This window comes from Nocardioides sp. YIM B13467 (assembly GCF_042788075.1).
In the GTDB taxonomy this organism is placed as follows: domain Bacteria; phylum Actinomycetota; class Actinomycetes; order Propionibacteriales; family Nocardioidaceae; genus Nocardioides.
Genome location: NZ_JBHZPJ010000028.1, coordinates 1 through 20,168, shown reverse-complemented (window position 1 = coordinate 20,168; position 20,168 = coordinate 1). Strand labels below are relative to the sequence as shown.

The 20,168-nt window shown below is 68.2% G+C and carries 23 protein-coding genes; 10 read left to right on the top strand and 13 right to left on the bottom strand.

Going from position 1 to position 20,168, the window contains the following annotated elements:
• Both ACFX43_RS06475 and msrB read right to left on the bottom strand, forming a co-directional pair.
• Positions 1–565, bottom strand: a 565-nt coding sequence (locus ACFX43_RS06475; protein WP_378818444.1) for an HAD family hydrolase, incomplete at its 3' end; no start/stop codon positions are given.
• Between the two features lie 96 nt (positions 566–661).
• Complete coding sequence (gene msrB, locus ACFX43_RS06470; protein ID WP_378818442.1) at positions 662–1,066, bottom strand: peptide-methionine (R)-S-oxide reductase MsrB; 405 nt, start codon at positions 1,064–1,066, stop codon at positions 662–664.
• A 97-nt stretch (positions 1,067–1,163) separates the two neighbouring features.
• On the opposite strand from msrB, the gene ACFX43_RS06465 reads away from it, so the two are divergent.
• A complete protein-coding gene (locus ACFX43_RS06465; protein ID WP_378818439.1) occupies positions 1,164–1,604 on the top strand; it encodes a cysteine dioxygenase in 441 nt (146 codons plus the stop codon).
• A gap of 21 nt (positions 1,605–1,625) precedes the next feature.
• On the opposite strand, the gene ACFX43_RS06460 is transcribed toward ACFX43_RS06465, so the two are convergent.
• The 3 genes from ACFX43_RS06460 to ACFX43_RS06450 form a co-directional block, all read right to left on the bottom strand.
• A complete protein-coding gene (locus ACFX43_RS06460; RefSeq protein WP_378818437.1) occupies positions 1,626–2,921 on the bottom strand; it encodes a GNAT family N-acetyltransferase in 1,296 nt (431 codons plus the stop codon).
• Positions 2,922–2,961: 40 nt separating this feature from the next.
• Positions 2,962–3,846, bottom strand: a complete 885-nt coding sequence (locus tag ACFX43_RS06455; RefSeq protein WP_378818434.1) for a DUF4349 domain-containing protein — start codon at positions 3,844–3,846, stop codon at positions 2,962–2,964.
• Between the two features lie 124 nt (positions 3,847–3,970).
• Positions 3,971–5,236, bottom strand: a complete 1,266-nt coding sequence (locus ACFX43_RS06450; RefSeq protein WP_378818432.1) for a hypothetical protein — start codon at positions 5,234–5,236, stop codon at positions 3,971–3,973.
• Between the two features lie 141 nt (positions 5,237–5,377).
• On the opposite strand from ACFX43_RS06450, the gene ACFX43_RS06445 reads away from it, so the two are divergent.
• The 4 genes from ACFX43_RS06445 to ACFX43_RS06430 all read left to right on the top strand — a co-directional run bounded on the left by ACFX43_RS06445 (position 5,378) and on the right by ACFX43_RS06430 (position 9,796).
• Positions 5,378–6,457 carry a DNA polymerase domain-containing protein gene (locus tag ACFX43_RS06445; RefSeq protein ID WP_378818429.1) on the top strand — a complete coding sequence of 360 codons (1,080 nt, stop codon included), beginning with the start codon at positions 5,378–5,380 and terminating at the stop codon, positions 6,455–6,457.
• A gap of 116 nt (positions 6,458–6,573) precedes the next feature.
• Positions 6,574–7,455, top strand: a complete 882-nt coding sequence (locus ACFX43_RS06440) for a polyphosphate polymerase domain-containing protein (protein WP_378818426.1) — start codon at positions 6,574–6,576, stop codon at positions 7,453–7,455.
• A 32-nt stretch (positions 7,456–7,487) separates the two neighbouring features.
• Positions 7,488–8,165, top strand: a complete 678-nt coding sequence (locus tag ACFX43_RS06435) for a DUF4956 domain-containing protein (RefSeq protein ID WP_378818423.1) — start codon at positions 7,488–7,490, stop codon at positions 8,163–8,165.
• Positions 8,165–9,796 (top strand): CotH kinase family protein, encoded by a 1,632-nt coding sequence (locus ACFX43_RS06430; protein WP_378818420.1) that lies wholly within the window; start codon positions 8,165–8,167, stop codon positions 9,794–9,796. The genes ACFX43_RS06435 and ACFX43_RS06430 overlap by 1 nt, the downstream gene beginning before the upstream one ends.
• Before the next feature lie 208 nt (positions 9,797–10,004).
• Here ACFX43_RS06430 and ACFX43_RS06425 read toward each other — a convergent pair whose 3' ends face one another.
• The 5 genes from ACFX43_RS06425 to ACFX43_RS06405 all read right to left on the bottom strand — a co-directional run bounded on the left by ACFX43_RS06425 (position 10,005) and on the right by ACFX43_RS06405 (position 14,981).
• Positions 10,005–10,529 carry a hypothetical protein gene (locus ACFX43_RS06425; RefSeq protein ID WP_355017819.1) on the bottom strand — a complete coding sequence of 175 codons (525 nt, stop codon included), beginning with the start codon at positions 10,527–10,529 and terminating at the stop codon, positions 10,005–10,007.
• Between the two features lie 33 nt (positions 10,530–10,562).
• On the bottom strand, positions 10,563–11,660 hold the full coding sequence (locus ACFX43_RS06420; protein WP_378818417.1) for an ATP-dependent DNA ligase: 1,098 nt from the start codon (positions 11,658–11,660) through the stop codon (positions 10,563–10,565).
• Between the two features lie 79 nt (positions 11,661–11,739).
• A complete protein-coding gene (locus ACFX43_RS06415; RefSeq protein WP_378818414.1) occupies positions 11,740–13,086 on the bottom strand; it encodes a dipeptidase in 1,347 nt (448 codons plus the stop codon).
• Positions 13,087–13,089: 3 nt separating this feature from the next.
• A complete protein-coding gene (locus ACFX43_RS06410) occupies positions 13,090–13,536 on the bottom strand; it encodes a hypothetical protein (RefSeq protein WP_378818412.1) in 447 nt (148 codons plus the stop codon).
• Positions 13,533–14,981: an APC family permease gene (locus tag ACFX43_RS06405; RefSeq protein WP_378818410.1), complete on the bottom strand. Its 1,449-nt coding sequence runs from the start codon at positions 14,979–14,981 to the stop codon at positions 13,533–13,535. Before ACFX43_RS06405 ends, ACFX43_RS06410 begins: the two co-directional genes overlap by 4 nt.
• A gap of 177 nt (positions 14,982–15,158) precedes the next feature.
• Here ACFX43_RS06405 and ACFX43_RS06400 point away from each other — a divergent pair, with 177 nt between their 5' ends.
• A complete protein-coding gene (locus ACFX43_RS06400; protein WP_378818407.1) occupies positions 15,159–16,289 on the top strand; it encodes an aminopeptidase P family protein in 1,131 nt (376 codons plus the stop codon).
• A gap of 27 nt (positions 16,290–16,316) precedes the next feature.
• On the opposite strand, the gene ACFX43_RS06395 is transcribed toward ACFX43_RS06400, so the two are convergent.
• The gene (locus tag ACFX43_RS06395) at positions 16,317–16,838 is read right to left on the bottom strand and encodes a helix-turn-helix domain-containing protein (protein WP_378818405.1); all 522 of its coding nucleotides are present in this window, start codon (positions 16,836–16,838) and stop codon (positions 16,317–16,319) included.
• Between the two features lie 61 nt (positions 16,839–16,899).
• Between ACFX43_RS06395 and ACFX43_RS06390 the strand changes: the two genes are divergently transcribed.
• Genes ACFX43_RS06390 through ACFX43_RS06380 form a run of 3 tightly spaced genes read left to right on the top strand, consistent with a single transcriptional unit; the run spans position 16,900 to position 18,841 of the window.
• On the top strand, positions 16,900–17,265 hold the full coding sequence (locus tag ACFX43_RS06390) for a hypothetical protein (protein ID WP_378818402.1): 366 nt from the start codon (positions 16,900–16,902) through the stop codon (positions 17,263–17,265).
• On the top strand, positions 17,262–18,047 hold the full coding sequence (locus tag ACFX43_RS06385; protein WP_378818399.1) for an ABC transporter ATP-binding protein: 786 nt from the start codon (positions 17,262–17,264) through the stop codon (positions 18,045–18,047). Before ACFX43_RS06390 ends, ACFX43_RS06385 begins: the two co-directional genes overlap by 4 nt.
• Entirely contained in the window at positions 18,035–18,841 is an 807-nt protein-coding gene (locus tag ACFX43_RS06380; protein ID WP_378818396.1) for an ABC transporter permease, read from the top strand. The genes ACFX43_RS06385 and ACFX43_RS06380 overlap by 13 nt, the downstream gene beginning before the upstream one ends.
• Positions 18,842–18,876: 35 nt before the next feature.
• On the opposite strand, the gene ACFX43_RS06375 is transcribed toward ACFX43_RS06380, so the two are convergent.
• On the bottom strand, positions 18,877–19,440 hold the full coding sequence (locus ACFX43_RS06375) for a DUF1269 domain-containing protein (RefSeq protein ID WP_378818394.1): 564 nt from the start codon (positions 19,438–19,440) through the stop codon (positions 18,877–18,879).
• 104 nt (positions 19,441–19,544) lie between these two features.
• Positions 19,545–19,808, bottom strand: coding sequence for a GlsB/YeaQ/YmgE family stress response membrane protein (locus ACFX43_RS06370; protein ID WP_378818391.1), 264 nt, complete (start codon positions 19,806–19,808; stop codon positions 19,545–19,547).
• A 43-nt stretch (positions 19,809–19,851) separates the two neighbouring features.
• On the opposite strand from ACFX43_RS06370, the gene ACFX43_RS06365 reads away from it, so the two are divergent.
• Positions 19,852–20,025, top strand: a complete 174-nt coding sequence (locus ACFX43_RS06365) for a hypothetical protein (protein ID WP_378818389.1) — start codon at positions 19,852–19,854, stop codon at positions 20,023–20,025.
• Positions 20,026–20,168: the final 143 nt, after the last annotated feature.

Here is a 20,168-nt window from a genome sequence, read left to right as displayed (position 1 = left end):
GCGGGGACCACACCCCGTCGGAGTCGCGCCGGCCGGCCGGCCACGACAGCATCGCCTCGTCGAAGCCGATTCCCAAGGCCTCGCACAGCCCGGCGAGAGCCGCCCGCGGCGAGGCCAGGATCGAGGCGGCATCGACCACGGGCCCGCCGAACTCCTCGAAGAGCGCTACCTGCTGCGGCAGCCCGAGGTCCTCCAGCGTCGGCTCCTCGCGGACCTTGGCGTACGAGGTCAGCACCCGCTCCGGGTCCCGGACCAGGAAGGCGTGCGAGAGCCCGGCGAAGGCGCCGTGGTCCATCTCCGGGAGCAGGTGATGGGTCATGTGCTTCTGGTACTGCACGTCCGAGCCGACCGGCCCGGACGTGATCTCCTTGGCCACCACCCGCCAGTCGTTCGGCTGGGAGGCGAGCACGTCGTCACGGCCCGGATGATCGAGGCCCGTGGCCGCGAGGTAGGCGGCGTACAGCGGCTCGTCGAGGACCGTGCAGTCCGGCCGGTTCTCGAACGAGCGCATCAGCGCCGTGGATAGATTTCTCGGTCCTGACCACATCGCGATCCGCACAGTCACGGCGCAACGCTAGCCGGGTCAGGCCTGGTGCGCACTTCGTGCGCTCACTCCCTCGCTCGGCGCGAGCGGACGAGCAAGCTCGCCGCTCGACCTCGCTCAGTTCGTCTCGGCAGGCTCCAGCGAGATCGAGATCGAGTTGATGCAGAACCGGTCGCCGGTCGGGGTGCCGTAGCCGTCGGGGAAGACGTGGCCGAGGTGGGAGCCGCAGTTGGCGCAGCGGACCTCCACCCGGTCCATCCCGTGCGACTTGTCCTCGATGTACTCGATCGTGTCGCTGATCGGCTGGTAGAACGACGGCCAGCCGCAGCCGGAGTGGAACTTGGTGTCGGACTCGAACAGCTTGGCCTTGCAGGCCTTGCACGAGTAGACGCCCTTGGTCTCGGTGTCGGTGTATTCACCCGTGAACGCCCGCTCGGTGCCTGCCTGGCGCAGCACCGCGTACTCCTCGGGCGACAGCTCTGCGCGCCACTCCTCGTCGGACTTCTCCACGTTGTAACCCATGGCTCAAATGGTACGTCTGGGGTGGGAGCACAACTCCATTGCCAAAGTTGAGTCATCTACTATACTTAAACCCACGACGCTTCTGGAGGAGGCCACCTTGACTGCCCTTGCCATGCAGCCCCTGCTGGACGCCATCCGCACCTACGCCGACGACGACCTGCTCGCGCGGGTGCAGGCGCCCGCGACCGGGCGCGAGTTCCACCTGCTCCACCGCGACGACAAGGTCGAGGTCTGGCTGATCGCCTGGTCGCCGGGCGCCAGCACCGGCTTCCACGACCACGGCACCGCGACCACCGCCTTCACCGTGCTCACCGGCAGCCTGGTCGAGCACAACTGGCTCGGTGGCCTGCAGATCGCCGACGTCGGCCCCGGCGACGCCCGGGCGCACGACGCCGGCCACGTCCATGACGTACGCAACGTCGGCTCGCGCCCGGCGATCAGCCTGCACGCGTACGCACCGAGGTTGGACGCGATGCACCACTACCACTTTCGCGGCGACCGGATCACCCTGATCGGCGCCGAGCCCGGACGCCCTTGAGGGCTCAGAAACCGGGGAGGCTCAGAAGCCGGTGATGCAGTAGGGCAGCGGGCCGCCGTCGGCCATCGCCGCCCAGGTCTCGATCGCCTCGGGCGAGCCTGTGATCCGGCCGGCAGCCGCCAGGATGCGTACGTCGACGCCGCCGAGATACAGGGCGCCGAGGGTGTCCGCGGCCAGCTCCACGGTCGGCGCGGCATCGGTCGGGGTGACCTCCGCGACGCCGTCACTCACCGCGACCCGCCAGGCACCGGCAGCGTGCCCGAGCGGATCGTCGACGCCGAGGACGACCTCGCCGGAGGCGTACCAGGGTCGTGCCTGCAGGGCGGCCGGCACATCGAGCACGCGCATCCACAGCATGTCGTCGAGCTCGGCGCTCTTGACCGCGAACGGCTCGGCGAGCGCCCAGTAGAGCGGATCCTGCACCGGCGCCCGGTGCCAGCTGACCCGCTCGACGAGGTCGATGTCGGCGAGGAACCGCCACAGCCGCAGGTAGGCCGCCGGGGTCAGCGCGACCAGGTCGACGACCCGCGCCATCCGCAGCCCGGAGTCGTTGCGCTCGTCGGCGGTCTTGTAGATCGCGTAGCCGTCGGGCGTGCCGGAGGCGTCCAGGTGCAGCACGGCGCGCTGCTTCGACTCGCCCTTCGAGTCGCCGCCGAAGTCGTAGGCGCTGGAGAGCCAGGGCTCGTAGAACTGCGGCCGGGTGACCGATCCGCGGGTGCGCTCCTGGAAGGTGCCGTAGATCTCGGCGACCGTCTTCCAGGCGTCGGCCGGCTCGACCAGGGTCACCGAACCGTCGTCCTCAGGCACCTCGGGGCGGTAGCGGAACTTCGCGGTGACGTCGACCTCGACCTGGCGCAGATGGGTGGCCGTGCCGAATCCGAACCGGCCGTAGATCGACCCCTCCGAGACGGTCAGCGCCGCCAGCGGAACGCCGGCGGCGACCGCGTCGGCCAGCGAGACCGTCATCAGCTTGCGCAGCAGGCCCTGGCGCCGGTGGGTCGGGGAGACGGTCACGTCGCTGATCAGCAGCGTCGGCAGGCTGACACCGCCGCCCACGTTGACCGGCGAGGTCCAGGACGAGAACGTCGCGACCGGAATCGTGGCCGAGGAGAACTCCGAGCTCTCCGTCCACGCCCCCAGCAGCGTCACCGAGTCGGAGCGGGTGTGGTCGCGCCAGACCTGGATGCCGTCGTCGTTGCCTCGGGACTGGTGGAAGCCACGACGCGTGCCTTCGTACCACCCCTTCAACAGGGCCTCGTCCCCGTCGAAGGGATCGAGGCTGCGGAAGACGAGGCCAGGGTGCTCGAGCGCGCTCATGTTCAGAACGTACGCCGCCGAGCACCCCGATCTCGACTGGTTATTCCTCCGCCGGGCCGGCGGCCGGCACCGGCTCGGCCATTGGCGCAGCCACCTGCCTCCGGCGTCGGGACAGGAGCCAGACGGGCGCGAGGAGGAGCAGGACGACCGGCGTCCACGGGATGATGGCGCCGAGGGCGACCGCGAGGACGCGGGCCGAATCGCCCAGGGCGTCCCAGCCGGCGCTCAGCCCGGCCAGGAAGCCGGGGTCGTCGTCGGAGGAGCCGCCGGGGCCGGCACGGTCGATGTTGACCGTGATGGTCGACAGCGAGGTCTGGTCCTCGAGGGCCGCCTGCTGGGCGAGCAGCGAGTTGAGGTCGGCCTCGCGCCGGGCCAGCTCGGACTCGATCGCGATGACATCGCCGATCGCCTCGGCACGGGAGAGGAGCGTACGGATCCGCTCGATGCTCGTCCGTGCGTTCTTCACCCGCACCTCGGTGTCGACGACCTCGGTGGTGACGTCGGTGGTCGTGGTGTTGGAGTCGACCAGGGTGGCGGTGTCCTCGAGGTCGGCCATCGCGTCGTCGAACGACTTCGATGGGATCCGGAGGACCATTCGTGCGTAGCTGGGGCCGTCGTCGTCGCTGTCGCTGGTCTCCTGCTCGGTGACCTGGCCGGCGTACCTGTCGGAGATCTGCTGCACCTGCGTACGGGTCTTTCCGACGTCCTTCGCGTCGAGCGCGACCGAGCCCGTGGAGATGATCGACGCCTTCGCGACGGCCTGCTTCGGGGCGGCCGCGTCTGCGTCCTCCGCGGCCATCTCCGGGCCTGCCGCCTTCCCTGCCGATTGGTCGGCCAGCGACTCGACCGAGCCGGAGTCGGCGGAGGACCCGCCCGATCCGTCCGAGCCGCCGCATGCGCCGAGGGCGAAGATGCTGACAATCACAAGGGCCGCACCCGAGATAGGCCTGACCTTTGCTGTTTTCATGCCCTCAGTACGCCCGGGGGCATGAAAACGGTGCAGGAGACGGCTAGTTCCTTCGGGCCATCTCTTTCAGGCCATCTCCGGATCAGCTCGTCGCCGCAGCCGCCACGAGATCGAGAGCCTGGGCCACGATGTCTGCCCGCATGTCGGCCAGCGGTTCGCCGCTGGCGTCCCCGTCGAGCACCGGTACGTGGATGTGACCCTGCTTGGTGTCGGCCCGGAGCGCGTCGCGGAGGGCGGTGGTGCGGTAGGCCGACTCGTTGGACAGGTAGTCACCGCCGCCACCGGCGACCGCCGTGGAGCCCGGCGTCGGGTCCTCCCGGGTGACCGGCGCGGTCGATCCGGCCGGGATCTCGGTGACGATCCGGTTGATGTTCACCGGGAAGGTGCCGGGCGCGGCAGCCTTCATCGCCTCGACCGGCAGCGTGGTCCGGGTCCACTGCGGCTGCGGGTCGGCATGAGGTACGCCCTCGGGAATCGGGATCGTCTCGTCGACGCTGACGCGGTCGTTGTCGGGGAAGGTGCCGCGATGGGCGCCGTTCCAGACCTCCAGGTCGAAACGGCCCGCGCGGCCCTGGCTGATGGTGATGGCGGTGTCCACGTCGCGCTTGCCGGGGACCAGGTGTGGCAGGAACGCGCGCTCGACCATGCCCTGCGCGAACGGCTCCCACAGCACCGGGAACACCACGGTCTGGATCTCGACGGGACCCTTCGCCGTCTGGACAACGCGCCCGTCCATCGCCAGCGCCGTCGCCCCGGACGGGTTCGACTGGCGGATGTTGCGATCGAGGGTGAACGGGTCGAAGCCGGAGGCCAGCACCTGCCGTGACCGGCCGGACTCGCCACGGGCGAAGGCGGCCGACTCGATCCCGCGCGAGCTCCGGTCGAAGGCCGCCAGCACCTTCGCCCGGGCGTCCTCGGACCAGGTCCGGTACGCGGGAGCGACTCGCGCGATCTCCAGCTCACCCGCGAGCCGGGCCCAGTAGAGCGGCCGGTCGTCGCTGCGCGGCAGGTCGCCACCGGCGTCGCCGCGGCCCTGCACGCGGTCGACCGCGCGCTGCCACAGCGCTTGGCCGGCGAGCCGTGCCGCAGCAGTGGCGGCCCTGCTGCTGCCGGCGTCGCAGACGGCCGTCCTCACCGCGCCTGCGACGCCGTCGAACCCGGATCGGGCCAGGATGTCGGTCACCGTCGGGTCGGTGAGCCGGGTGTGCTCCACCCGGGTGTCGGGCGCGGCGACGGTCCCGCAGGCCGGGCTGGTGCTCGCGGTCGAGGGAGTGCTGGTGAGGCCGAGGGCGATGACGGCGGCCAGGGCCGCCGTGGCGGCGCTCAGCGCCGTGGTTCGAGTCGACATGTGGGGGTCCTCCGAGATCGTGGCGTTCGCCGTACGTTGGAGCGGATCATGCCGGTCTCAAGACGTACTGGCCAGTGAGTTGCGGATGACGTCCGGGCGATTTCGCTGGGGGAGGGGCTTGGAGCGGGCTAGGTTGGCGCCATGGCGAAGACACCGGCGGCACACGTGCAGGCAGGCGAGCGCGAGGTGCGGATCTCCAGCCCCGACCGGGTGATCTACGAGGCGACCGACCGCACCCCCGAGGTCACCAAGCTGATGGTCGCGGAGTTCTTCGCGGCCGTCGGCGACCCGCTGATGCGTGCGCTGCGGGCTCGCCCGACGGCTTTGGAGCGCTGGCCCGACGGCTGGCGCGAGGGCATGAAGCTGGCCACCGGCCCGACCGACAAAGAGGGTGACGGCTTCTACCAGAAGCGCACGCCCAAGGGTGCCCCCGACTACCTCGAAGAGGTCGAGATCACCTTCCCGAGCGGGCGTAAGGCGCGAGAGATCTGCCCCACCGAGCCCGCTGTCCCGGTCTGGTGCGCCCAGATGGGCGCGCTCACCTTCCACCCCTGGCCCGTCCGCCGCACTGATGTCGATCACCCCGACGAGCTGCGCATCGACCTCGACCCCCAGCCGGGCACCGACTTCGCCGACGTGTTGCGGGTCGCCGGCGTCGCCCGGGAGACCCTCGAGGAGCTCGGCCTGCGCGGTTTCGCGAAGACCAGCGGCAACCGCGGCGTACACATCTACGTACGCATCCGGCCGGAGTGGACCTTCGAGGAGCTGCGTCACGCCGCGATCGGGTTCGGCCGTGAGCTCGAGCGTCGCGACGGGGGAGTGACCACCGCGTGGTGGAAGGAGGAGCGCGGCGAGCGCATCTTCGTCGACTTCAACCAGAACAACCGAGATCGAACCATCGCCTCGGCCTACTCGCTGCGTCCCAAGCCCGGCGCCCCGGTCTCCACGCCGCTCACCTGGGACGAGCTGGCCGACCTGAAGGACCCGCGCGAGCTCAACCTCTTCACCGTCCCCGACCTCCTCGCCGACGGCGACCGCTGGGCGGAGATCGACGACGAGGCGTACGACCTCACGCCCCTGCTCGAACTGTGGGAGAAGCTGCCAGGAGGTGAGCTCAACTTCCCGCCCGACTACCCGAAGATGCCGGGGGAGCCGCCGCGGGTGCAGCCGAGCAAGAAGGTCGCGTCCCACTGGGACGAGGACGGCAACCGCATCGAGTGATCGGCCTCTCTCCGGCTCGTTGACAGGCTCATCACAGGTTCGGCACAGCCCGAAGACATGAACGACCGGTGAACTCCCGGAGTCGCATGAGTGACTCTCCCGGGAGGAAGAACTGAATGGGTTGGTTGAGCCGACGCCGAGGCGTCAAGCACGATGAGATGGAAGCCGAGGACGCTCCGACGCAGCCCACCGGCTATGCGGAGACAGCGAGCCGGTTGCACGCCTTCAACCGCTACGAGATCAAGTATCTGATCGACGAGCTGAAGGTCGCCCAGCTGCGCGAGGAGCTCGAGGCCCGGATGGAGGCCGATCCGTACTCGCCACTGGGCGGCTACCCGGTGACGTCGGTCTACTACGACACCGCGGATCTGCGGTTCTACTGGGAGAAGATCGAGGGGCTCCGGTTCCGCCGCAAGCTCCGGATGCGGCTCTACGGCCAGCCGGCCAGCTGCGCCGAGGAGACCCCGGTCCATGTCGAGATCAAGCAGCGGGTGAGCCGGGTGACCCAGAAGCGCCGCCTGTCGCTGCCCTACGAGCAGGCGCGGCGCTGGCTCGACGAGCGCGAGGAGCTCGACCTCGACGTGAGCGGCACCTCACGAGGCTTCGTCAACGAGGTCACGTCGCTGGTCGGCAATCTCGACCTGCGTCCGATCGTCACCACCGGCTATCAGCGCGAGGCGTTCATCGGGCGTGAGGCCGACCTCGGCCTGCGCGTCACCATCGACCACCGCGTGCACGGCCGCGACCGCGACTTCCACTTCGCCTCCAGCGCGGAGAACCGGTTCCTGATCCCGCCGAAGCTGGCGATCGTCGAGCTCAAGGCCAACGAGCGGGTGCCCTACTGGGCGACCGACCTGACCGCACGCCTCGACATGTCGGTGGTCCGGATCTCGAAGTACTGCCAATCAGTCGAGGCCTTCTCCCTCGCCCCGAGCTCACGCTACGGCTCGGCCGAGAACGTCCTCGCCCCGTCCACCGATCTCATCACCTCTCGCTGACCTCCTCAGCGATCACTGCACAGGAAGCTCTCATGAATCTCGATTTCCAAGATCTCAGCTCCACGTTCACCGTCTTCGACATCGTGGCGTCGCTGACGCTGTCGTTCGTGCTGTCGGCGATCATCGGCTACGTCTACCGGGCCACCCACAAGAACGTCTCCTACAGCCAGTCGTACGTCCAGACGCTGGTGCTCGCGGGCATGGTCGTCTCGCTCATCATGCTCGTCGTCGGCTCCAACATCGCCCGGGCGTTCGCGCTGGTGGGCGCGCTGTCGGTGATCCGGTTCCGCAACGCCGTGAAGGAGACCCGCGACGTCGGCTTCATCTTCTTGGTGATGGCGATCGGGATGACGACCGGCACCCGGTTCTACCTGCTCGCGATCGCGGCCACGGTGATGATCTGCCTCGTGCTCGTCCTGATGAACAAGTTCAACTGGTTCAAGCTCGACGTACAGCGTCAGGTGGTCAAGGTCCAGGTGCCGCCGGAGCCGGAGTACACCTCGATCGTCGAGGACCTGATGATCCAGCACTGCTCCGACTTCGAGCTGGTCTCGACCGAGTCCGTACGCTCCGGGGCACTGATCGAGCTCTACTACACCGCGCAACTGAAGAAGGGCAGCAGCTCGCGTGAGCTGTTGCAGGCACTCTCCGCGGTCAACAGCGGCCAGCGCGTCACCGTGCTGACGGGCTACGACCAGACCGATCTGTGATGGCCGAACCCGACAACGTCGCGCCGCAGCCGGTGCCGCGCAAGCGCCTCCGGCACCGGCTGCCGCGATCCTGGCGCCAGCACTGGAAGCTCGTCGCCCTCCTGGGCGTCTTCTCCCTCGCGCTGGTGGTCACGCTCAAAGATGTGGGGATCAAGCCCTACATCACCGGCGACGTCGAGATCGCCGCCGCCGACATCACCGAGGACCTCGCCGGCACCGTCGACCTGTTCGACCCCTCGGTCGACCACGAGGTCTCCATCGACATCACCGACGTCGAGTACGACGACATGGTCGAGAGCTACCAGAAGGACGGCGAGAAGAAGTGGGTCACCGCCACGGTGACCATCGACGGGACCGTCATCAACGACGTCGCGGTGCGGCTCAAGGGAAACTCGACCCTGATGGGCCTGCGCGGCACCGGTGGAGCCGCTGGTGAGGGTGGTCCAGGCCGGGGCGGCATGCAGCCTCCCGAAGGGATGGAGCTCCCCGAAGGGATGGAGATGCCCGAGGGCATGCAGATGCCCGAGGGCATGGAACCTCCTGAGGGCATGGAGATGCCCGAAGGCGGGATGGCGGGCGGACCGGGCGGTGGCGGGATGGGTGCGATGTCACAGGCCTCCGCCGACGACCCGACCTCGCTCCCGCTGCTGCTCAGCTTCAACGAGAACGTCGAGGGCCGTGCCTACCAGGGCATGACCGAGATCTCCGTACGCCCCGGCAGCCCGGTCATCAATGAGGCGATGGCCCTCTCGCTGACCAAGGCGGCCGACCTGCCGACCCAGGACTACGGGTACGCGGTCTACTCGGTCAACGGCAGCGACACGACGACCCGTCTGCTGCTCGCTCACCCGGACGAGAACATGGCGAACAACCTGTTCGACTCGCCCGGCTACCTCTACAAGGCGGACGCCTCCTCGCAACTGGCCTACGTCGACGACGACCAGTCGTCCTACAGCGACCAGTTCAAGCAGATCAACGCCAGTGACGACGGCACCCTGCAACCGATCATCGACTTCCTGAAGTGGATGGACGAGGCCGACGACGAGGAGTTCGCCGCCGACCTCGACCAGTGGGTCGACGTGGACTCGCTGGCGAGCTATCTGGCGATGCAGAACCTGATCGTCAACGGCGACGACATGGGCGGTCCGGGCCAGAACTACTACCTCTGGTACGACCTGGATTCCGAGAAGCTCTCGGTGATCTCCTGGGACCTCAACCTCGCCATGCAGGGTGACGCCACTGCCGGTCCCGACGACGAGACCGGCATGGGCGCTGGCATGGGTGGCGGCATGTTCGGGGGCGGGAATCGTGCGGCCGAGGACGAGGGCGGTGCGCAGGAAGGCGCGGCCCCGGAACGTACGCAGCAGGCCGGTGGCATCCGCGGTGGGAACGCGCTCAAGGAACGGTTCCTGGCGTCCGATGACCTGAAGGGCGTCTACACCGAGGCGTACTGGGAACTGTTCGACAAGGTGTACGCCGACGGTACGGCCGCCGACACCCTCAACGGGCTTGCCGAGTCGGTGCCGACCAGTGACTCGTTGAGTGCCGAGGACCTGGAGACGGCGATCGACACGATGTCGGACTGGGTGAACCAGCGCACGAGCGCGTTGAACAAGGCACGGAAGGAGTGAGCGGATAGCAGAAGTGCCCGCTCAGCGCGGATCCCCCGATCGCACGAGCAGGCACTTCCTCGTCGCTGGATCCCCCCGGAACAGCGAACCCCAAGATACTAGGGGAATGCGAGCCACAACTGCCACGTGAGGCCGGTAACAGAGCGGTAACCTTTGGTGTGTTGCCTGTCACTGCTGAGGTTTTCGGTTGTCATGCGGACGAAACGGCTCACATGCCGCTGATTCCTTCGCCTTCGCCGGCCTGCTCGTCGAAGTTCTCGTGCTCGATCAGGTGCAGCACCGGGACGTGAAGGTGGCGGCGGGCCTGGTGGGTCCAGTCGACGTGGAAGAACTCGGCGACCACGTGCGGGCGGGTCATGATGATCGCCTCCCGGCCGTCGACGGCCGCGACCTTGGCGCGCAGCGCCTTGACCGGGTCCTGGACGAGCTCGCCGTGGGCGGACGCGCCGGAGGTCTTCAGGACCTTCAGGGTCTGCTCGAGCGCCTTCTCGGCCTCGTCCTTGGCCTCCTCGCGCACCGCGTCGAGGTCGATCTCGTTCATCATCATCGCCGAGCCGAGGTATTCGGCCGCGCTGAGCGTGCCCATCGCCGACTCGATCCGTGCGGCGGCGTCCTCCAGGGGCAGCAGCACGTGGTAGACCGGGTCCTCGACTCCCTCGTGGAGGGAGTGGACCCGGGTCGCGTCGTCGAGGGTGATTGCCTGCTCGACAAGGAGAACGACGTCGTAGCTCATGGCTCCGACCCTAGCCGGATTTAACTGTGCTGTTTAGCAGGGACCTCCGAGCACTTCCGACAGATCGTACGCCACGGGTTCCTCGAGCTGCTCGTAGCCGCACGACTCCGGGTCGCGGTCGGGGCGCCAGCGCTTGAACTGAGCGGTGTGCCGGAACCTGCGTCCCTCCATGTGGTCGTAGCCCACCTCGAGCACCCGCTCCGGGCGCAGCGGGGTGAAGGACAGGTCCTTCCCCTGCGACCAGCGGCTCTGGGTGCCGGGGACGCGGTCGGGATTGGCGGTCAGCCACTCGCTCCAGCGTCCCCACGGGTGGTCCTCGATCGGGACGACGAGCTTCTGCAATTCCTGCCACAGCTCGGCGCGTCGCGCGGCGGTGAAGGACGCCGAGACCCCGATGTGCTGCAGCTCCGGCTGACCGTCCTCCCCGGGGGCGTACAGGCCCAGGAGCAGGCTCCCGAGCAGCGGGTTCTCCGGCGTGGAGGTCTTGTGCTCGCGGTAGCCGGCCAGGACCACGTCAGCCGTACGCGAGTGCTTGATCTTCAGCATGGTCCGCTTGTCGGGGACGTAGGGGGCGTCCAGCGGCTTGGCCATCACCCCGTCCAGCCCGGCGCCCTCGAACCGGGTGAACCAGTCCTGGGCGACCTCGGGATCGGTCGTCGTCGTGCACAGATGGACGTTGTCCGCGGCCACCGCCGCGAAGACGTCCTCCAGTGCCGCCCGTCGCTCCGTCAGCGGTTCGTCGAGGAACGACTTCTCGCCCAGCGCGAGCAGATCGAAGGCCGCGTACGCAGCAGGCGTCTCCTCCGCCAACAGGCTGATCCGCGACGCCGCCGGGTGGATCCGCTGCTGCAGCACCTCGAACTCCAGCCGATCCCCGATCGCCACGAAGATCTCCCCGTCGAGCACGATCTTCTCCGGCGGCGACTTCCGCAGCGCCTCGGCCACCTCGGGGAAGTAGCGAGTCAGCGGCTTGGTGTTCCGCGACGCCAGCTCCACCTCGTCCCCGTCCTTGAACACGATGCACCGGAACCCGTCCCACTTCGGCTCGAACGCATAGCCACCGTCGGTCGGCACGCCCTTCGCGGGCTTCGCGAGCATCGGCAGGATCGGCGGCATCACAGGAAGGTCCACGTCGCTCAGCCTAAGGGCGCCGCGCGAATTTCGGATGCGGCAGAAGATGTTGTCGATCCAGCCGTCGGACGCAGCTCGGTCAGGTCGTCACGGAGGCGTAGCGCTGCAGGAACAGCGCCTCGGTCAGTGCCATGGACGAGATCTCGCGCGGATCCACGCTCTCGTTCGGCGCGTGGATCAACGCCTGCGGCTCCTCCACGCCCATCAGGATGATCTCGGCGTCGGGGTAGGTGTCGGTGAACACGTTGCACAACGGGATCGAGCCGCCCTGCCCGAGGCTCGCCATCGGCTTCGCGTAGGCCTCGAGCATCGCCTCGTCCATTGCCTGATAGGCCGGTCCGTCGGTGGTTGCCCGGAACGGCGAGCCGGTGGCTTCCACCTCGATGGTGACGTGGACACCCCAGGGTGCGGTCAGGCGGAGGTGCGCTTCGAGCGCGTTCTGTGCCACGTCCGGAGCGAGCCCGGGTGGGATGCGAAGGTTCAGCCGCGCAGCGGCCTGGGGCACGATCGCCGCCGCCGAGCCGACCACGGGTGGGCAGTCGATGCCGAGCACCGTGACCGCCGGTCGGGCCCACAACATGTCCGAGACCGAGCCGTCACCGAGCAGCTGCACCCCGTCAAGCAGTCCTGCGTCACTGCGGAACTGCTCGGGCGGGTACGGCTGACCCTCCCAGCGTCGGGTGCTGTCGAGCCCCTCGATGGTGGTGTTGCCGGCTGGGTCCCGCAGGCTGGCCAGCATCGCGATCAGGGCGGCGAGGGCGTCCGGAGCCGCACCGCCGAACATGCCGGAGTGCACCTCCGAGGCCAGCGCCTCGACAGTTACGACCACGTTGACCATGCCACGCAGGCTGACGGTTGCCGCCGGCTGGCCGACGGCCGCGTTCCCGGTGTCGCAGACCAGGATGGTGTCGGCGCGGAGCAGGTCCGCGTTGTCGACCACGAACGCCTCCAGACCCCCGGTGCCCTGCTCCTCGGACCCCTCCACGACCAGCTTGAGGTTCACCGGCACGTCCTGCCCCAAGGCGCGGAGCGCCAGGAGGTGCATGAGGATGTTGCCCTTGCAGTCCGCCGTCCCGCGGCCGTACCAGCGCCCGTCCTTCTCGACCAGCTCGAACGGCGGTGTCTGCCAGGCGGCGTCGTCGAGCGGTGGTTGCACGTCGTAATGGGCGTACAGCAGCACCGTGGGCGCATCGGGTCGCGTGCACTGTCGAGAGCCCACGACAGCGTTGCTCCCGTCCGAGGTCTCCGCCAGCCGGGCATCGTCGAATCCGAGAGCTGCGAAGTGGTCGAGCACCCACTGCGCGGCACGGTGGCACTCCTCGGGCGGGAACTGGCGCGGGTCGGCGACCGACTTGATGGCGACCAGCTCGGCCAGCTCCTCCCGCGCCTGGGGCATGAGCTCAGCGATGCGGCTCCTCAGATCCATGTCTCACTCACCCGCCACGCCATCGGTCTTGAGGTCGTCGACGAACTCCTGGAAGTCGTCCAGCTCCTCGGGGCAGTAGATCTCGATGATCAGCATCTGGCCCTGGAAGACTCGGCTGTCGGCGACCACCGGGCGCGCCCCAGGGCCGGTTGCCCCGTTCGATAGCTGCGACAGCAGTACGGCGCGACTCAGCGCGTCGTTCGGGTTCTCGCAGGTCGCCCCACCGTCCTCGCCCAGGACCCGCACGATCTGGTCCCTGTCCGGGGTGCGAGCGCCCGCGTCCTCGAGGGCCGCGATCAGCTCGTCGGCCTTTTCCTCGGCGTTGCGGGTCTCCCGGGCCGAGCTGAAGGCGATCAGCCCGGCAACGATGAGGACGCCGAGGACGACCAAGGCGGTGATGTAGATCCAGCTGCGTTCGCGCGTGCTCTGTGTCTCCGTCGGGGTGCTCATGACGGGGTCACCTCCTGGGGCTCAGGCTGCCTCCACGTGGGCTTGCGGAACCGGTAGAACAGGAACGGGACGAGGAGCCCGAGTCCGAGTGCGCCGCCGCCGACGATGGCGAAGTAGACACCGGAGTTGCCGGACGAGAACTGCGATGGCGGGATGAAGCCGACGAGCAGGGCGGCAAGGGAGGCCGCGAAGCCGATGCCGCACATCCCGACCAGCATGGGTGCGCGGTAGCCGCGCGGGTGGTCGGGATGCTTACGGCGCAGCTGGATCGCGGCCACGAACATCAGCAGGTACATGATCAGGTAGACCTGGGTGGTGATGACGGAGAAGATCCAGTACGCGCTGGACACGTCCGGGATCAGCGCGTAGGCCAAGCCGATCACGGTGGTGATCAGCCCCTGGACAACCAGGATGTTCTGCTGGACACCGTTCTTGTTGAGCTTCTGCAGGAAGGGCGGTAGGTAACCCTCCTGGCGCGAGATCAGCAGCAGGCCCTTCGAAGGCCCGGCCAGCCAGGTCAGCATGCCGCCGAGGGAGGCGGTGACCAACATGATGCCCACGACCGGGGTCAGCCACTGCCAGCCGAAGTTCGCGAAGACCGCGTCGAAGGCCTGCATCACACCAGCGGTGAGGGACAGCTCCTCAGCGGGCACGATCCAGCTGATCGCCAGCGCCGGGAGGATGAAGATCGCAAGGACCAGGCCCATGGCCAGGAACATCGACTTCGGGAACTCCTTGCCCGGGTTCTTCAGCGAGGACACGTGAACCGCGTTCATCTCCATGCCCGAGTAGGAGAGGAAGTTGTTGACGATGAGCACGAGGCTCGCGAGCCCGGCCCACACCGGGAAGATGTTCTCGGAGGTCATCGGCGCCGCGGACTCGTTGCCCTGCCCGAGGAAGACGATGCCGAGAAGGATCAGTACGACGCCCGGGATCAGGGTTCCGATGATCAGGCCGCCGCTGGCGAGACCCGCGACTCCCTTGGTGCCACGTGAGGAGATCCAGACACCGGACCAGTACACGACGATGATCACGCACGCGGTCCATACCCCACTGCTGGCCAGCTCCGGATTGAACACGTACGCGAGGGTGCTCGCCACGAACCCCAGCAGACTCGGGTAGTAGAAGATCGTCATGGCGAACTGGCACCACACCGCCAGGAAGCCCATCGGCTTGGAGATCCCCTCCGAGACCCACTTGTAGATGCCGCCTTCCCACCCCGATGCGAGCTCCGCGGAGACCAGTGAGGTCGGCAGCAGGAACACGATGGCCGGGAGCAGGTACAAGAACACGCAGGCCAGGCCGTAGACCGCCATCGTCGGCGCCGCCCGCAGGCTGGCGACCGAACTCGTGGTCATCATCGCCAGTGCCACCCACGAGATCCAGGCGGTAGGCGGGATCTTGGCTCGTGTTGCCAGGTCCGCTGCTGCGTCCCCTGCGCTCATGGCGACCACCGCAGCGGGGCGGGGATCCTGCAAGATCTGGTCATCCTCATCACTCCTTGCGAAAAGCGACGGCAGCTGATGGCTCAGGCTAGGAATGACGCTCGCGCGGGTGGATCATCCTCAACGGATGATTCGTGCCTGACCCTGTGTGGTTATCGTCCGTACCAGGAGGACACGATGACCACGACGCAGTCACCAGTGCCGATCACGACCGAGGACTACACGGCTCGGATGAGCCGTGCGGTGGCCGACGCGACCGCCGCGGGGCTGGACGGGCTGCTCGTGACGCCCGGTCCTGACCTGGTATGGCTCACCGGCTACCGGCCCACGGCCATCACCGAGAGGTTGACGGTGCTCGTCCTGGCACCCGGCCGGCAGCCGACGCTGCTGGTGCCGACCCTGGAGCGGCCGGACGCCGAGAGTGCCGTGGGCGCACCGGGTCTCTCGATCGTCGACTGGGTGGACGGTGAGGATCCGTTCGCGCGCGCCAGCGCCTTGATCCCCGCCCACGCGACGATGGGAATCGCCGACTCCGCCTGGGCGATGCACCTGCTCGGGCTGCAGCACGCGTTGCCCGAGTCCTCCTACCGGTCGCTGACGCAGGCCCTCCCCATGCTGCGAGCGGTGAAGGATGCCAAAGAGCTCGCCCGGCTGGCGGCCGCCGGGGCCGCCGCGGACGCGGTCTACGAGCAGATCCTCGGAGTCCGGTTCGCCGGCCGGAAGGAGACCGACGTGGCTGCTGACCTGGCCCGCCTGCTGCGTGAGTTCGGGCACGAGCAGGTCGACTTCACGGTGGTCGGCTCGGGGCCCAACGGCGCGAACCCTCACCACGAGGCCGGCGACCGCACCATCGAGGTCGGCGATGCGATCGTCCTCGACTTCGGTGGGCTGATGCACGGCTACGGCTCGGACACCAGTCGCACGGTGTGCGTGGGCGAACCTTCCGCTCTGATCCGCGAGGTCCACGAGGTCGTCCGCGCGGCGCAGCAGGCAGGAGTCGAAGCGGTCCGCCCAGGCGTTGCCTGCCAGGAGATCGACCGGGCCGCTCGAAAGGTGATCACGGACGCGGGGTACGGCGAGCGGTTCATCCATCGCACCGGGCACGGCATCGGCACCACGACGCACGAACCGCCGTACATGATCGAGGGCGAGGAGCAGCCGCTGGTGCCTGGGATGTGCTTCTCCGTCGAGCCCGGGATCTACCTCCCCGGGGAGTTCGGAGTCCGAATCGAGGACATCGTCACGGTCACCGGCGAGGGCGGCAGGCGTCTGAACAACACCGAGCGCGACCTGAAGGTCGTCAGCTGAGGCCCGGTGTCACCGGGACATACAGCACTACTCGGTGGGCAGGAGCGCGGTGGACAGCATCACGCGCTGCTTCCCGGCCGCCTCGCCGGCGTAGGGGGCGATGAGCTCGTTGAATCCTTGCTGGATCCGCGCGAGGTCCTCCTCGTCGACGTACAGCGCGCCCGTGCCGAACCCGAGGTGGCTGCGAGTCACCTCGCCGAGGCCGAGTGAGCCCTCGAACGTACGAAGCAGCTCGCCGATGAAGGCAAGGAAGCCGGCTCGGATCTGCTCGTCGGAGAGTGTCGCCAGCTCGGCCTGCTCGACGTGAGCCATCCGCTCACCCAGCGTGTAGGTGCGCTCGACAGTGCCTCGTACCCGCCGCTCCGACGCTACGGCGAGGAAGCCGGCTTCGACGAGTGTGGCGATGTGTCGGTACAGCGTTGCCTGGGGGACATCTGTCAGCAGCTCCCGGAGCTGGGCGGTGGTCAGGTCGCGACCACCCACCGCCTGCAGGATCCGAAGTCGTACGGGATGCGCTACGACCTCGGAGATATTGCCTTGCGACGGCATGTGGCCTCCATTATTCTCATTCTTAGAATGTTCCTGATCTGGTTATATTCTAGGAGATGAGATGACCATCCTCAATGTCCAGGACCGCGTGCTGACGCTCGCCTTTCCTGGTTGGGAGCGGCTGGTGGCGGGCCGCGCGAGCTACTCCATCGCCATCAGCGCCGTCGACTCGGTGGAGGTGCTGCCGGGCTGGAGCTCTGAGATCTTGGGCTGGCGTTCTGGCCTGGTGATATCCGGGTTTCGCAAGCTGGGCACCTTTCGGCATCCCGATGGCACCCGCAGGCTGGTCTCGATGACGCGTGGGCTGCCCCTGCTGCGGATCCGGTCGCGCGACCGGGAGGTCGGTGCTGGCTTCGACGAGCTGCTGGTCAGCGCTCCGGAGGCTGTCGAGCTGGCGGCAGAGCTCGACGCTCTGGTTCGGCCATGAGTGCTGCCGTGGCTGCGGGTGTGGCTGCGGGTGTGGCGGCGGAGGGGAGCGGGGTGCTCTCCGGCCCGACGTTGCGGGCCGAGGGGCTGGCCAAGTCCTTCGGGTCGGTGTCGGCGCTGACCCGGGTCGATCTGGTCGCCCGGCCTGGGCGGGTGACCGGCTTCATCGGGCCGAACGGCGCGGGCAAGAGCACGACCTTGCGCATCCTCACCGGACTTGCCCGTGCGGATCAGGGGACGGCGACGATCGATGAGGTGCCCTACACCGCATTGAGCTGTCCGTCCCGAGTGCTGGGCGTCGTCGGCGACCTGGCCGGCGCCCATCCGGGAATGACCGCCCGCGGGCACCTGCAGACTCAGGCCGCCCTGATCGGTGTGCCCGGCGATCGGGTCGAGCAAGTGCTCGAGGAGACCGGCCTGCGCTCCGCGTCGCGCCGACGAGTCCGGGGCTTCTCGACCGGGATGCGCCAGCGGCTGGCATTGGCGACGGCCCTGTTGGGGCAACCATCTGGGCTGATCCTCGACGAGCCGACCAACGGCCTGGACCCTTCGGGCATCGTCTGGCTGCGCCGTCTGCTGCGAGCCTTCGCCGATGCCGGCGGGACGGTGCTCGTGTCCAGTCATGTGCTCACCGAGCTGCAGCAGGTCATCGACGACCTGGTGCTCGTCGAGAGCGGCCGCACGCTCTGGTCCGGTTCCCTGAGCGACTTCACCGGTGAACACGCCTCACTCGAGGAGGCCTACCTGAGCATGATCGAGGAGGAGATGGCATGCGACAGCTGAAGGACGCGATCCGAGGTGAGGTCGTGCGGCTGACCAGGACCCGGCTGCCCCTGTGGACGCTGGTGGCCGCGGTGGCGTGCGGTGGCCTGCTCACCGGTCTCGTCGCCTTGACCGGGCCGGAGAACGCCACTCCGCCGATGCCTGGGTTGGACACTGTCGCGGGCGTGTCCGGAGTCGTGAGCCTCCTCGGCGTCGCCCTCTTCGTGCCTGCGCTGATCGGCACTGTGGCGATCACGGGCGAATACCGGCATCGGACCGTAGCCACCACCTTCCTCGCGGTGCCGAAGCGCGGTCGGGTGCTGGTGGCCAAGCTGATCGCCTATGGGGGTCTTGGCCTGGCGTACGGGGGGATCATGGCGCTCTCAGCGGTCGCCGGGATCTACGCAGGGACCTCAGTACACGGGATCGAGCCGGGGCTCGGGCTCGACGCCATTCTCGGCACCACGGCGAGGTACGGCGTGGCCGCAGCCATCTACATGCTGCTGGGCGTCGGCATCGGAGCCGTTGCGCGGCACCAGCTGCTCGCGATCGGGATCACGCTGGGTTACTTCTACTTCATGGAGAACCTGATGATGATTCTCCCTGGAGCCAACATCGTCTATCCCTTCCTTCCTGGTGGAGCCACCGCGGCGCTCACCGGGTCGACCGCGCTGTTGGAGATGATCGCGGCCGAGGCGGGCGTGAGTGGCCCCGTCGTCCAAGCGCCGCTGGTGGGCGCGCTCGTGCTCCTCGGCTACGCCCTGGCCTCCTCGGTGCTGGCCGCTGCTGTATCCCTGCGCCGCGACGTCGTCTGAGCCTGGTCGACGGACGGACGCTCGCCGTCAGTGGCTCAGGCGTGGGCGCCCTGGACTTCCTTGGCGGCGGCCTTGATGTCCTCTGCCTCGACCTTCGCGACAGTGGACTCGACGATGGTCTCCGCCCGCTCGAGGGCCTTGCGGATCTTGACCTCGCCGGGGTCCGAAACCAGGGCGAGCAGGCCGGAGTGTCCTGGTGTGATCGCATTCTCGAGCTTCTGCTCGAGCTCGTGGTTGTGGTGGCGCTGCCGCAGCTTTCCGACGAAGGCTCCGGCACCGCCGGCCACTGCCGCGCTGCCGAGGATCGACGGCGGGAAGATCACGCCGAGCGCGATGCCGCCGACGACGCCCCACTTGAGCCCTGACTTCGTGCTGTGGTCGGTTGCCTTCTGGATCTCCAGCTTGCCCTCGGCCGAGCGCCTGACCACGATGACGCCCTCGATCTCGACGCTGCGGCCGTCCTCGGCCGACTTGAGCGCCTCGTACGCCTCCCACGCCATGTCCGTGTCACTGAAGTCCGCGATGATGAGGGTGTAGGCGCCGTCGGACACGGAGGCCGCGCTCACCTCGACGTCTGGGGTGTTGGTCTCGTCTTCCATGACATCCGCTCCTTGGTGGTTGAGATTCCACTCTCGAACGGTCATGGCTCGGCGGCATCACCCGTAGCGGGTGGGGTGGGCGTGCCGCTCGGAGGCTCCGATGATCACCGGCTCTGACGCGACCGGCGCCAGAACCCCCACGCCCATGTGAGGAGCAGGGCTCCCAGGATCGACCCGATCAACCCGGTCGGGTGGAGGTCGAGGCCGTTGCCGGTCGCGAGGCTGAGCCCCAGGCCACCGACGAAGGAGCCCAGGAGGCCCGTCACCGCCGCGGTGGTCCAATCGATCTCCTTCATCGATCGACCGAGAACGAGTTGTGCCACGCCGCCTGCCACGATGCCGAACAGGATGATCGCGATGATGAGCATATTGGCAACCTACCGCATCCAAACGCTCCCTATCCGGCGTTGAATGACACTGCTCGACGGGTCAGAGGCTGCGAAGAGGAGGCCAAGAAAACGTGGTGCGCCGTACGCGAAGGCCAAGCTTCCGTTTGTCTCGTACGCGGTCGTCGATGGAAACCTTGTCACCGGGCAGAACCCTGGGTCCGCCGAAACTGGGGAGAAGGTCGCCGGGCTTCTCTGACTGACCGCTGCTGGTCGAGCCGCTTTGCTCCGCTGGCCGAGCCGCTTTGCTCGCTGGTCGAGCCGCCGGAGCCGCTATGCGACCGAGTGAGGCCGCCCGGCGAGCTTGCTCGTCCGGGCGTGCCGAGCGAGGGAGCACCCGAG